Raw genomic sequence first — 14,311 nt, forward strand, 5'->3', positions numbered from 1 at the left:
GTAGAAATCGCCATCATGAAACGAAGGTCGCTTTGAAAGTTCCTTTGCTTAAACCTGCTGCGATTTCGAAGTTTTTATAAGCATGCGAAACTTCATCGTTATGATACAAATCCCACATATAAGGCAATGTGTTTTTGGTTTCTACATCAAATTGTTCTTTCCAGAAACCGTTTGTCCATTTTACATCTTGCAAACCTACGCTTTGCAGTTTAGAATAAGGACTTTCTGAATTTGCAACCAAACCTTTGTTCTGCGCAAAGATTACGGTTGAAAGAAATAAAGATGATATGATGATGTTCTTTTTCATTTTGACATTAATTTTATCTGCCCGATCTGCTAAATCTGCGAGAGCTTAATTTTTCACGCAGATTTAGCAGATTGCGCTGATTTATTTTTTTTCTTTATCTATTATAATCTTCCTCTTCTGAGTTTTTTTTCACGCAGATCTTGCAGATTTTAGCAGATATTTATTGATTTCTATTCTTTAAAATTAAAATCTGCACAGATTTGCCTAAATCAGCTGAATCTGCGTGAAATCTTTTTACCTAACAAAGAAATTAATAGTTCTACTCATTGAATCTCCGTCTGCATCTTTTACGGTTAGGACGAAAGAAGCAAATCCTTTTTCAACAGTTGTAAACTGAATTTCTTTTCCTTTTAAAACTACTTTTCCATTTTTAAGCTCTGAGAAAGTATACACTGGTTTCTTTTCATAACCTTTGAAATAATCTACAGCACTTAAAGTCTTTTTCTCCCCAGAATTTACAAAATAATGAGGCTGAGCCAACCAGTCTAAATAATTATCCAACTGTGTAAATCCATCTTTATCAGTATCTTGATTTGCATCTGAGAAATCTCCAGCTGGTGAATTTTCGTTTAACCCAAAAGCTTTTTCCCACCAGTTTGGCAAACCGTCATGATCTGTATCCCAGTCTGCTGGACGAGTTTCTGATACAAAGTTTGGCCATCCACCTGCATCTCGTTCGTTATCAATCATTCCGCCTAAACCGCTTTTACTGCCTTTGTAGGTGAAAGTTCCTTTTAAAGTTTCATCAATAATTCTATTATCGTGTTTGTCAAAAAATGGCTGATTGGCTCCAACATCAGAAAGCACATTTTTATAAGCCGCTTTCGCTGATTGCGTTTCTACGTAAGAAGGAAAAAATGGTTTGTCAACAAAAGTTTCATACTCCACTTTCTCTTTATTTGTGGTAGTAAATTTTCTTCCTTTATCCTGAGATTTTTCATCAAAATAACCAGGCATAACATTTCCGTCAAAATAATAACGCTGCATACCTTTTCCAACGCCTTCATGCTGTGCATTCAGCGCCACAAAAATTGCTGTTGAAGCTCCTGGTTTATAGTAATTATTTACAAAATTCACTTCGTTTGCACCGCCGTCTGTTGCTCTTTTCCCCCAATTGTACACCACATTATTTGTAATATCCAATCTTCCAGTGTAGAATCCGTCACCGCTTAAACCACCGCCAATACTCCAGTTACGTCCGTAATTATGTGCCAATAAGTTATGATGAAAACTTCCGATATCACCTCCAATTGTCGCTGCATAGCCATGCATTTTTCCAGCTTCGTATTTACCATGTCCCGCAACATTTAACGCTTCCGAAATTAAAGTTCGCTGTAATGTAATGTGATGCGCTCCTCGTGAACTAAACGATTCATCAATTGTCCAGCTTATAGAGCAGTGATCGATAATACTATAATCTGCACCCGTTAATCCCATTCCGTCAAACGTTCTACCGCCTCCAATTCGAACTTTTAGAAATCTCATGACACCATCATTTCCAGTCAAGCCTATTGGAGCTCTGCTAATGGTAATTCCTTCACCCGGAGCAGTTTGTCCCGCAATAGTGATATACGGCTGATTTGCCACTAATCTAGATTCCAGTTTTATATTTCCTGAAATAGTAAAAACAATCGTTCTTGGTCCAATTTCCTGATTGATGGCATCACGTAAACTTCCCGGTTCCGTCGTCATTTAAGTTCGTTACTTCAATTACTTTACCGCCACGACCTCCAACTGCGTAACGTCCGTAACCTTCTGCACCTGGAAACGCCAATTGAGCAGGTTTAAACGACCATACATTTCCCAATGTAACTTCACCCTTATTATCCACTTCATCTACTCTCCAGTAATACGTTGTTCCCGAATATAAATCAGAAACTGAATACGATTTCTCAGTTAGTTTTCCTTTAAATTCTTTTGAAGATTCGGTTGCGTTTTCTACGGCATTTTTATCTTCACCAAAAAACAACTTATGAGATACAACACTTTTTGGAGCGTCCCATTTCAAAATCACATTTTTAGTTACTTCCACATGTTCGTCCCTATTTTTTGGTTCAGGAGTACGCGCCTGATTCATCAAGTTTGGCGTATCAATTTCGAAACCATTAATCACAATTTGCTTAACAACATCTGGATTAGAAGTCGGATCAATTTCAAAACGAACAACTACATCCTTGCCTTTCTCAGCATTAAAAGTAATATACGCCATTGAAGCATCAATTTTAGCATTGGCTCTCTGACTCGCATTTACCGTTTCCTGAAGTTTTCCGTTAACATAGATTTTGATCGGAGAAAAAGTTTTCCCTGTAATCACATCAAAAGCATTATGAAAAGTCAAAAGTGTATGTTTGCCAGCTTTCAATCCGCTGATTTTCAATTCTAAATTTTCAGCCGTAACCAATCCATCACTTCCTAATCTATTGTAATGTGGAGCACTCATTCCGACTTTGTACCATTTTGAAGTAAAGTTTCCTTTTAACTTAAATGATACATTATTAAATGATTTTTCGGCTTCTTTTCCTTCATTAATTACCCACGAATCATAACTTGGGTCATGAACTTCTTCTAGTCTTCTTTGAAAAAAGTCAAAGTCCACTTTTACAACTTGTTTATCAGTATTTGCAACTGATTGTGCTTGTCCATTTGTGGTCAAAAGCATGGACAAAACCGCAGCACTTATTAATTTCTTTATCATTATAGTTGGCAATAGTTAGTTTAATTTCGTTTTCTCTGCTTCAGATTTTCCTAACAGATTTATAATGTCTTTTTTTCTTTCTTCTGGAATTACTTTTAAAACCTTCAATTCTCCATTCATGAGTTCGGCTTCAATTGTAGTATTTTGTTTGGCATGTAATTTAAAATAAACGTTCCATTCTTTTGGCCAAGCTGGAAAAAGGTAAATCTTCCCGTCTGCTTCCTGCAAAAGCATTTCCTGCATCCCAATCATTCCCGATCCGCCCCAATTATGATCTGGAACCCAGTCAAATCCCAGACCCAAAAAGCTGGAAAACGTCTTTCTGAATTCGCCATTTTTAGTGTATTATATTTTGCTGCTTCTTCGGTTAAGCCCAAACGAGCAGAGAAAATATTATCCTGTTTCCATCCAATATAACTTCTAAATTTTAAAGCATCAGGATCGTATTTCCACGTATTTAAAGCCGACTCTAAATCCGGTTTTCCAACGCCGTAAATTCCCCACGGATAAACGGGATACAATTGCGGAACTTCAGAATTATTAATTCTTTCCCATGTTTTGGCAGGAAGCAAAACTTTATGATTTTCAATCTGCCCAAAGTTTAAAGGCGGAATTCTCGTTTGAAATGCTTTTAAATATTCAACGTCTTCTTTTGACAACTGATTTCCTGAAAAGTTTAAAAGGTTTTCTGTAATAACTTGCAAAGCCGAAATTGTACTGTTGGCATTATTTGCCATTTTATAAGTTTCCGCTCCCGAACCTGGAAAAAGAATTAATTTTCCGTTTCCATCTAAAGCTTTTCTTCCTCGCTGTTTTGCTAAGTATTGATAATGTTCATCGAAAAAACGAAGACAGCTTATAATAAATTGATTGTATTTTTGAATGTCTTCTCCAGCATATTCTTTCTGCTGCAACATCATTTGACAGAATTCCAAAACGGTATCCCATTCGTATTCCAGCCACGCATTGTATTCCATTCCCGGATCGTAATCTGCGGGACGTTTCCACTCGTATTCTGCTGGATTTGGCAAGCCGAAATTTTCTAATTGTTCGGTGAATGATGCACCGTTATGTTTCCAATAGACTTTACTACGCAATTCAGCATTTTTTTGAAGATTCAAATAATAATCCAACTGCGATTTCATCATATCAAAATCACCGCTTTTTACCATCGGAAAATAAACCAATCGCTGATTTTGAGCCGTCATTGTTCCTCCTCCCCAATTTCTGAAATCTGGTGTAAAATCTAAATCCTTATTCGTGTAAACGGGATCAACCGTAAAAAGTCCGCCGTTGAATTTGGTTGGATATTTTCCATACGCATTGCATCCGAGCATATATCGAAACAATTGATAATTCTGTCCGATTTGATACACTGAATCTTTCTCAATCGATTGATTTTTTTGTGTAAAAATAAAACTGCGGTTCCAGAAATTATTCCACCATTTTTGAGTGTTTTTTTCAGATTGTTTCGCTGTGTTTTTGTTTGCAGAAATCAGACTTTTTAGTTCATTATTCCAAATAGACAAATCAGATTGGTTGGTGTTTAAATAAATTTCTAACGAATGCTTTTTGGATGGTTTTATGCTAGTTAAATTAAAACCTTTAAAATCTGTCGACTGGTATTTCCCTAAATATGTTCCATCAGGTTTTAAATTATCACCTTTCATAAATCCGCCGAAAGTCAGATTCGCAATCGGGTTCAGCATTTGGGCTTTAACCGATTCCATTTTCTGCTGTTTAACCGCTACATCAAAAACCGTATTTTCTCTGTTTCTATGATAGAATTTAACTCCGTTATTTTCAAACGAAATAGAATCTTTATAGGTAATAAGTTCTCCCTGAGGCGCCCATTTATAAGAATTAGCGTTGTTTTCTTTTCCTTTTGGATAACGGTTTTGATAACGCCAACTTTCATAAGAAGCCGTCATTTTCAACGGATTTTTACTTTCTAAATCAATATGAATAATCGGTTTAAAAACATCCACCCAAAGTTTAATCTTAGTATCATTTTGGCCAACTAAAACATATCCGTCTTTCAGTTTTAGCTCCTGACGAAAACCCGCTGTACCTTCAAACGGATTTGGTGTTAAAGTCACTTTTACCCGACCTAATTTCAATAAAGTATTATGTTCGTCGAAAGTTCCGCTTCGTGAAAAATAAAAATACAAATCACCTTTCTCTACCCAAACATTCATACCAATATCACCACCACCTAAAGGCATAGATTCTGATGAATTGTTGCTTTGCGTTGTCCAAATTTGACTGTAATTATCGAGCGTAGGGATTTGCGCTTTGATGCAAAGCGTGGTGAAGAGAAGTAGTAATAGTATATTATTTTTCATTTTTACGTTTTCCTGCAATCCCGAAGCTTCGGGACAAAACCTTGTAGGTATTTGTTTTTTAATTTTCTCTCGCAGATTTAGCTGATTAAGCAGATTTATTCTCATTTTTTGTCATTTCGACTGAAAGGAGAAATCACACGAGAAACTCCGCACAGAATGTCTTCAATCTTTGTCGATTTACGCGTGTGATCCCTCGTCTCTCGGGATGACAAACTAGACGTCAAACTCATAACTCATAACTCATAACTCATAACTCATAACTCATAACTCATAACTCATAACTCATAACTCATAACTCATAATTACCATTCGTCTGTCCTAAACGAAGAAACCGGCAATCCTCCTGCACTAAACAATTCCGCTTTTGCGAAATCTTTCCATAAATAACGAACTGCAACTGGATTTTTTACTTTATCCGAAGTCAGAACTACTGATTTTCTTCTTACCACAGTTTTAGCCGGATAAAAAACTTTGTCTGCTCCTGCAATTTCAAAACCTAAAACTTCTTTATCATAAGACGTAATTCCGTTATTAACATCATCAAAAGAAACCGTAACCGAACCGTCTTTTATTTCCATTGATTTGTATTTCGGACTTTCGAATTCGAAGCCTTCAATTCCGTACGTTCTTGCCAAAGCTTGAAAAGCCAATCGGTTTCCGCCTTTTTCTTTATCCATTGGATGAATATTATTTTCTTCTCCAACGTCCATTAAAACGGCCATTGCTGAATTCGGAATTTCTTTTGAAGCCTTAAACTGTGCCTCTCTCAAATAAGCTGAATTGTATTTTTCCTGATAATCTTTTGGATGAAATGAAGCATAATTAAACGGTGCGATCTGAGCAAAATAAAATGGGAATTCTCCCTGATTCCACAACGTTCTCCAACTGCTGACCATTTTCTTCATCAAATCCGTGTATTCATTTGCTCTTTCGTAATTCGATTCGCCCTGATACCAAATACAGCCTTTAATTCCGTAACCAATTACAGGCGAAAGCATTCCGTTAAATAAAGTCGTTGGCACACGATTAGGATCTTTTGCCAATTCTTCTTTCGTGGTCGGAATTTTAGCACTTGCAAAATCTTTCAGCATTTCCTGATTCATCCAAGCTTCCATACTTGAACCTCCATACGATACATGAATTAATCCCACAGGAACATTTAAAACTTCCTGCAAAAGCGAACCAAAATACCAAGCCGTTGCACTAAAATTGGATGTCGATTTTGGAGAAGCTTCTTCCCATTTTCCTTCAAAATCCTGCAAAGGTTCTAAAACCGTAGCACGCGGAATGGTGATTAATCGAATGTTTTTATTAGTTGATCTTACGATGATTTCGTTTCCGTTTTTAACAGGCTGACCTTGGAATCCTTTCAACGGCATTTCCATATTAGATTGACCAGAACAAAGCCAAACTTCGCCCAACAAGACATTTTTGATAGTTACTTTTTCGTTTCCTTCTGAAACTTCAATTGTGTATGGGCCACCAAATGAAACCGTTTTTAATTCTGTTTTCCATTTACCTGAAGCATCTGCTTTTACCTTGTAGGTTTTAGAATCCCAAGAAGTTTTGATTACAATGTTGGCGTTCTTTTCTGCCCAGCCCCAAATGGGTGCATTTGATTTTTGCTGTAACATCATATTATCTGTAAACAATGCCGGAAGTTTAATTTTGCCATTGATTTGAAGACTCGCTAAAATCGTTAATAATGCAATAATTGATTTTTTCATTTTTTTATTTTTTTTCTGCCACAGATTAAAGGATTATTTAGATTATTAATCTTTGGTTTAGAACTTTAATATGCTTTTTCTATTCTTTAAAGATATGTCGCTCCTCTGGAGCTAAAATAATCTCTAGACATTCTTTTCTATAAATATTTCGCTCTTCCAGAGCTTTTATGCAAGTCCCGGAGGGACGAAATATTTATAGAAAAACAATAACAATATACAATAGCTCCTGCGGAGCGATATATTTTTTCAATTAGATCAAACTTTAGCTAGAGACAATTGTATAATTTCTCTGTCAAAAAAAATTCTTGTAATCCTTTTAATCTGTGGCTAACTTTTATTTTTCTTTTACAATAATTACCTGCCCTAACAATCCCGCTTTCAACAAAGGTTCTCCTTCTAAACGAAACGGCGCTGTTGTCCAAGTTAATCTTTCTTCTTTTGGCAATTTTTGATCACCAATTAGTCTATTAGCCCAAGTATTTGTCACTCTAATTTCTATTGAATTTTTTCCTTTTTGCAAAGCTTTTGAAATATCAGTTTTAAAAGGGAAAGTCCAAAGCGTTCCACAATCTTTTCCGTTGATTTTGATTTCAGCGATATTTGCAATTTCACCTAAATCCAAACAAGTTTTATTGGTATCTTTTCCTTTCCAAATAAACTCTTTTTTGTAAACTACTGTTCCTGAATAATACTTAATCTGATCATTATCTGAAGTGCTCCAATCAAAAAGTTTGTTAGTTTTCACCACTTCTTTCGGAGCTTTAAATTCTGGATCAAATTGTAATTCCCAGTTTTCATCTAAAGTCTGAACTTTTTCAAATTCAGAAGATTTTCCTTGAGCCAAAATCTCTTTTGTTTCTCCTTTAAAAATCACAAAACCAGATTCGTTGGCCTCTAAAGTTATCGAAACAATTGTTCTTCCGTTTTCTATTTTCCAATTGGCTACAGTCGAAGTTTGATCTGTCACAGGATTATACCATTGTGGAACTTTCCCAGCTATTCTAAAAGAAGCATCAAATACTCTTTTTTCATTCTTTTGATTCGAAAGGAAATATAAATCTTCACTTTTTGATTTACGATGTGTCCAAGCCAATGTTTGTGAATCAGCTCGGTTTAAATTTGGAAAATAAACATCTTGAGAAATTCCGATGGAAGCAAAATCATTTCCTAAATAAGGCAATTTAACAACCGTTCCTTTTCCGATTTTCCATGTTGATAAATTGGCGTTATTCCAAATTTCATCAATTATATTCTGCCATTTCTTTTGATCTACTTCTGAATTAATTCCTGGCTGAAGGTTCGGTTTTTCATCCACAAAAATCGTTGCGCCGTCGTTTAGTAATTGCAATATTTTTTCGGCGGAAGCCAAAGATAAAATCTTATTCGGTGCCATTTTGTGACTTCCCGGGAAGAAAAAAGCACCGTATTCAATTCCGCCATCAAACGAAATTTTTCCATTTACCACTTTCGCTCTGTTGATTAAAACATCAGCATTGAAAGAATCATATTGATAACCATTTAACGGATTAATCCACTGTGATAAATCGGTGATATTTTTAGAATAAGTCACTTCTTTTGGCATTTTAGCCGTTGGCTGACCTTCATTTTCTAAACGGATTTTTTCGCTTTCCAATCTTTCTTTTCCGAAAACATTCGGAATAAAAGGCACCAAACGATCCGGCACAAAAGAACGGGAAGGAAAATCTTCGCCAATAAAAACCGCCAAATCAATTACAGGTTTTCCTTTTTGCAACTGAAACTGTACTCTTTGACAATAATCAAACCACGCTTTTCCGGGTTTCCACCACGTTTGGTCTCTTTGGAAAAAAGTTCCAATATCGTCTAAAGTCATTCCCGGTTTTCTGTCCGTCCACGGGTTATGCACAAAAACGTGATAAAATAATCGGTTGATTCCTAAAGCGTAATTTCGGTCTGCTGTTGTTTTTAAATTTCCTGGGTGTTCGTCCCAATCCATTCGCAAAGCCGTAAAAGACTCAGCCTGAATAATATCTTTTCCGTAAATATGTCCGCCCGAAATGGCATCGACCATATCAAAAGGTTTGTCGTGTGTGGGGCTTTTCAGCCAAAATTCACCACCCGGATAATCCACATATTTATAATGCAGCAAAGCATCACTCATCATGGTTGGCGCAACGTTTTCTGAACTTAACTTAACGTTATATTCTTTTGCAATTTGAGCGACAGTTCCGTAGAAATTATCAGCTACTAAATCAGCAATTGTTTTTCGAACATCGTATAAAACTTTCTCTGAAAAATCGGCATTTTCTATCGGAATTCCAGCCATTACAGGCAGATATTCTACAATATCATAACCACGTCTCTTTTTAAACTCAGCCTGAAAAACCGAAGACCAGTTTTGGCTTCCACATTCCCAGCTGTCAAAATGAAGAATCTCCAGAACTTTTGAAGCCAATTCTGGCCCAGCCGAACGAACAGCTTCTCCAAACCAATGATCCAACTGAAAACGAATTAATTCTGGATTAAATTTGTCTACTTCCAGTCCTTTTCCTGCTCCGCCTGTTGCATTTTCATGTCCTGTAGAAGTGTGCCCCATTCGGATAATTTTCCATTTCCCTTTTGGCGCTTTCCACTTTAAGTTTCCATCGGCATCAACAAAATTAGAGATATTGATAATTTCGGATTTTTTGAATGTATCAGAGTTTGGAATTTCTTTGTCGGTAGTCTGCGGAGTCAAACGCCAAATTGCGCCTGATTTTCCTTCGTAATTATTAATCACTGATTGGTTCGAAAGTGTAATTTTACTCACTTTCAGATTCTGTTTCCATTTCGCAAAATCCAAATCTTCAGCTCCAGGTTCTGTTCCTTTTGGATCATACACAAATCGAAAATATTTTGCTGTTACTGGTGTAATCGTATGAGTATTCGGGAAATCCATATCCTGCCAGCCGTGGCGCGGTGCGATCATTCTTTCGTGGAATCTAAAATTGACTCCATCATCGCTCACTTCTACAATAAGACGTTGCGCCTGAAAATCTCTTCCTTTAGTTTCAATTACAATTGATTTGCAAGTAAAAGGCTGTGCAAATTCATACTGAATCCATCCTGCATCGGCAAACTTGAAGTTTTCGTCTTTTTTAGGATCAGCCAAAAACGATGCGTCAGTATTGTTTGATGTGGTTACTTTTGGCAGTTGCATCTGCGAAGTGATTTCGTATTCTTTAATTGGAATAGCAAAAGTGGCAATGTTTTTATAATAGTCTTTGTAATGTTCTGGAACTGGCAGTTTCAGTGCCACTTTTTTTCCACCTGAAATTTCAGTCGTTGACCAGACTACTTTCTGCATAGACATTTCTGGTGTAATCCACGGCCCGCCTGCAACGGCAAATCCGTCAGCTCCGTGGAAAGCTAGTTTTAACCCTAAACGATCTGCCTCTTTGAATGCCCAATGAATCATATCCCAAAATTCAGGCGTCAACTGTAAAACTGGCGAATCTATTAATGGTGGATTTGCTGGCCCTTTAATAGTCATTAAATAAGCTCCTGCAATTCCGGCTTGTTTCATAGCTTCTAAATCGGCTGTAATTCCGGGTTTAGAATACGCCGATTTCATCCAATACCAATACACCCAAGGTCTTGAGGATTCTAATGTTGGCTGAAAAGATTCTTTTTTATGGATTTCCTGCGCAGAGACGAAACTCGCCAAAAGAAGGATAAAAAAGAGGTGTTTTTTTTGAAACATTATTATTATTTTTTTTACCATATAAGTGATATAAGATAATTTAAGTTTGCTTAAATAGCTTTTGTTTTGTTATTCTTATATGTACTATTTTTTAAAATAAAACATACGAATTCATATTGAAGCTAACACTTGAATTATCTTATATCACTTATATGGTTAATTTTTAAAATCTAATATTTAAATTTCTTCAAACTATTTTCCAATTGATTTTTTGAACCGCTGAAAGGCGTCAAATAAAAACTATACTCGTAATTTCCAGATTTAATCTGATATTGTTCTAAAGGCTGTGCAACAATCGTCCAACTATCATTTCCTCCTACTCCCATTTGGATTAAATCAATATTTACAGTTAAAAATCCTGGATCTTTCAAATCGTATGTGTGACCTGCTGAACTTAAGTTTTCCTGTGTGTACGGCCATGCGCTCATACTTAAAACTTTGGTATCGTTTACTACTAAAAATCCGTTGTTTTTCTGCGGAGTGCTTAATGCCATCCATCTTACATCGCATCTGTTTCCGTTTTCTTGTGGTTTTGGATAATGTTCGATAAAATCATTAATTGGAAGTGAATATTTCCCAACAAACGAACCAAAACTTCTGTCGCTGTAATTTTCTAACTCTCCTTTTCCATACCATGAAATCTGGTCGAATTTTCTTTGAACACCCATCTGCATTCCGATTTTTGGAATGTTCGGTAATTTATTTGATGCTTTTAAACTGTAATCTACTTTTATTAATCCGTTTGGTAAAATATTATAGACCACTTTTACGCTCGCACTATCTTTTATAACTTCATAATCGCTTGTTATTTTGATTTCAGAAGCCGATTTATCAATTGAAATGTTAACCAATCTTGGTTTTGCTTTATACCATTGTTTCAACAACTTTTGCGATTTCCATCCGCGTTTATCATTGTCTGTCAATGGTCTCACGAAATTAGGAAGCAACGGTGCAAAAACTTGTTCTTCACCATTAAAAATATACGAACTCAAAGCTCCGTTTGCTTTTCCAATCGCAATATCAAAAGTTTTTCCTTTGATTTTGAAATCTGAATCTGATTCAGAAACGTTCAGTGTTTCTTTTTTAGATTCTGGAGAAACAGCTTCTTTCTTTTTCAATATGAATTGATCTTCCGCGACAGCGTAACCTTTTGAAGCCCACAATTCATCTTTCGAAAGCTGGAATTCTATATTTAAAATATATTCGGCTTCAGCTTTCATTTTTGGAAGATAAAAACTGATATCTAAGGTTGTTGATTGTCCTGCTTCTACTTTTAATGGTTTTAAAATCTGAGTTTTGATTACGTTTCCGTTTTCCAACACTTTTAAAACCGGAATATAACCTTCTAATGATTTAACCGACTGACGATTTTTAATTTCTAATTGACTTCCGTTTAAAGTCGAAATCGCTGGCTGATATACCCATTTGTTTTCAAAAATCGAACCTTTTGGTTTTCCGTTAGAATCTACAATTCCTTTGGTATTGAAGTTTCCATCATGGTATTTTTCGCCAAAATCTCCTCCGTGCGCAAAATAATTCTGACCAGATCTTGAATCAAATTTTACGATTCCCTGATCTTTAAATTCCCAAATACAGCCTCCGATAACTCTAGGAAGCGAACGGAATTCATCCCACAATTCTTTTAAATTTCCAACTGAATTTCCCATCGCATGAGAATATTCAACGAAAATAATTGGTCTGGTGTCTTTCTTTTGATCGACTAAAAATTTCGGTGTGAAAACGCCCGGATAAAAACGACTGACCATATCAACATACGAATCATCTTGCGGATTTTCGAATCGATAAGCGTGATCGATTGTTTTTGGGTATCCCGGATCAAGCGGATCTATGTATCCGTCTAATTTGGCATTTCCCTGCGCTGGTTCATAATGCACGGGACGTGTAATATCGAAATCGTGAACCCAGCCCGACATTGCCGAATGATTTGGTCCTTTTCCACCTTCATTACCCAAACTCCACATTACAACCGATGGATGGTTTTTATCTCTTTCAACCATTCTGATCATACGTTCCATATAAGCATTTGTCCAAAGTGGATCGTTGCTTAATTTACCTCCAATTCCGTGTGTTTCCTGATTTGCTTCGTCCATAACCATGATTCCGTATTGATCACATAATTCGTAGAAATAAGGATCGTTTGGATAATGGCTTGTACGTATAAAGTTGAAATTGAACTTTTTAATCGTGGTAATATCTTGTTTGATATCTTCTCTCGTAACCGCTTTTCCTCTTGTTGGATGATGATCGTGACGATTTACGCCATACACGTAAGTTTCTTTTCCGTTAATGAGCATTTTTCCGTTCTCCTTGGAGAATTCAATTGAACGGAAACCAACTTTACAGCTTTTGGCTTCGGTAACATTGCCGTTTTTATCTTTTATGGAAATGACCATTGTGTATAAATTGGGCTCCTCTGAACTCCATTTTTTTGGATTTTTAATGGTTTCTTGGAAGAATCCAAAACGAACATTATCCAATCGTGGATAACTTTCGTTAATTAAATCAATTACAGGTCTTTGAAGCGGTTCTTTGAACATTGCCGAATTGTTGGCATCGTACAATTGAACATTCATCGTATAATCTTTGATTTTTTCTCCTGTCAAATTCTCTACTTTCGGTCGCAGTTTAAAAATAGCATCTGTATATTGTTTGTCTAATTTGGTTTGAACAAAGAAATCCTGAATGCGCAGTTTTGGTTCCGCCATAATGAAAACTTCACGCTGGATGCCGCTCATACGCCAGTGATCCTGATCTTCTAAATAAGAACCATCTGTCCAACGAATTACACGAACAGAAACTACATTTTCTCCCGCTTTTAAATAAGGTGTAATATCAAATTCTGATGGTAAAAAACTATCTTCTCCGTAGCCTAAAAATTCTCCGTTTAGCCAAACCTCAAAACCTGAACTTACAGCTCCAAAATGTAAAGTCACGGTCATATCTTTCCAGTTTTCAGGAACAGTAAAACTGCGTTGATAAGAACCAACTCCATTATAATCTTTAGGAATATAAGGTGGATTTATGGGTCTAAAAGGATAAACCGCACTTTTGTAAATCGGATTATCGTATCCTTTCATTTCCCAATTTGAAGGGACTTCGATTTTATCCCAGCCTGAAACGGTATTTTTATAGAAATCTTTTGAAGCTTCTTTTAAATTTACAGCATATTTAAAATCCCAATCGCCATTTAACATTTGGATTCTACTTTTGGTTCTGTCGCCTTTTAAAGCGTCTTCAACACTTGCGTATGAATAAGCAGTCGCTCTCGATGGCTGTCTGTTGATGCTTGTAATTGTTGGATCTTCCCACGGTGCAAACTGATATTTTTTATGTAATTCTGGAATTCCCGCTGGTTCTCCAGTTACGGATTGGGCATTCCCTAAAACGGGAAGTATTAAGACAAAAGTATTAAGTATTAAGACAGATGTACGCAGACAATCTGAATTTAAAAATGGTTTCAAAAACCCTTCATTAAAAAAACGTTCAACAAAATGG

Annotated in this window: 8 protein-coding genes; all 8 read right to left on the reverse strand. The window is 36.1% G+C overall.

The genetic code is table 11. The features are described from left to right. Window positions 1-13: 13 nt before the first annotated feature. Window positions 14-307, reverse strand: a complete 294-nt coding sequence (locus ACPWTF_RS02015; RefSeq protein ID WP_427874181.1) for a hypothetical protein — start codon at window positions 305-307, stop codon at window positions 14-16. A gap of 234 nt (window positions 308-541) precedes the next feature. Continuing rightward, complete coding sequence (locus ACPWTF_RS02020; protein ID WP_427874182.1) at window positions 542-1,999, reverse strand: hypothetical protein; 1,458 nt, start codon at window positions 1,997-1,999, stop codon at window positions 542-544. Then, the gene (locus ACPWTF_RS02025; protein WP_427874183.1) at window positions 1,971-3,002 is read right to left on the reverse strand and encodes a hypothetical protein; all 1,032 of its coding nucleotides are present in this window, start codon (window positions 3,000-3,002) and stop codon (window positions 1,971-1,973) included. The genes ACPWTF_RS02020 and ACPWTF_RS02025 overlap by 29 nt, the downstream gene beginning before the upstream one ends. Before the next feature lie 15 nt (window positions 3,003-3,017). Continuing rightward, on the reverse strand, window positions 3,018-3,254 hold the full coding sequence (locus ACPWTF_RS02030) for a hypothetical protein (protein ID WP_427874184.1): 237 nt from the start codon (window positions 3,252-3,254) through the stop codon (window positions 3,018-3,020). Beyond that, entirely contained in the window at window positions 3,251-5,452 is a 2,202-nt protein-coding gene (locus ACPWTF_RS02035; RefSeq protein WP_427874185.1) for a DUF5703 domain-containing protein, read from the reverse strand. Before ACPWTF_RS02035 ends, ACPWTF_RS02030 begins: the two co-directional genes overlap by 4 nt. 197 nt (window positions 5,453-5,649) lie before the next feature. Further along, the gene (locus tag ACPWTF_RS02040) at window positions 5,650-7,074 is read right to left on the reverse strand and encodes a sialate O-acetylesterase (protein WP_427874186.1); all 1,425 of its coding nucleotides are present in this window, start codon (window positions 7,072-7,074) and stop codon (window positions 5,650-5,652) included. 334 nt (window positions 7,075-7,408) lie between these two features. Continuing rightward, entirely contained in the window at window positions 7,409-10,795 is a 3,387-nt protein-coding gene (locus ACPWTF_RS02045; RefSeq protein WP_427874187.1) for a glycosyl hydrolase, read from the reverse strand. 170 nt (window positions 10,796-10,965) lie between these two features. Next, window positions 10,966-14,277, reverse strand: coding sequence for a glycoside hydrolase family 2 TIM barrel-domain containing protein (locus tag ACPWTF_RS02050; protein ID WP_427874188.1), 3,312 nt, complete (start codon window positions 14,275-14,277; stop codon window positions 10,966-10,968). Between the last annotated feature and the right edge of the window lie 34 nt (window positions 14,278-14,311).

The organism is Flavobacterium sp. MMS24-S5, assembly GCF_050320125.1.
GTDB lineage: Bacteria > Bacteroidota > Bacteroidia > Flavobacteriales > Flavobacteriaceae > Flavobacterium > Flavobacterium tyrosinilyticum.

Excerpts from the sequence above, each read along its gene's own strand:
- ACPWTF_RS02015 (WP_427874181.1), bottom strand. The coding sequence starts at position 307 with ATGAAAAAGAACATCATCATATCATCTTTATTTCTTTCAACCGTAATC.
- ACPWTF_RS02020 (WP_427874182.1), bottom strand. The coding sequence starts at position 1,999 with ATGACGACGGAACCGGGAAGTTTACGTGATGCCATCAATCAGGAAATT.
- ACPWTF_RS02025 (WP_427874183.1), bottom strand. The coding sequence starts at position 3,002 with ATGATAAAGAAATTAATAAGTGCTGCGGTTTTGTCCATGCTTTTGACC.
- ACPWTF_RS02030 (WP_427874184.1), bottom strand. The coding sequence starts at position 3,254 with ATGATTGGGATGCAGGAAATGCTTTTGCAGGAAGCAGACGGGAAGATT.
- ACPWTF_RS02035 (WP_427874185.1), bottom strand. The coding sequence starts at position 5,452 with ATGAGAATAAATCTGCTTAATCAGCTAAATCTGCGAGAGAAAATTAAA.
- ACPWTF_RS02040 (WP_427874186.1), bottom strand. The coding sequence starts at position 7,074 with ATGAAAAAATCAATTATTGCATTATTAACGATTTTAGCGAGTCTTCAA.
- ACPWTF_RS02045 (WP_427874187.1), bottom strand. The coding sequence starts at position 10,795 with ATGTTTCAAAAAAAACACCTCTTTTTTATCCTTCTTTTGGCGAGTTTC.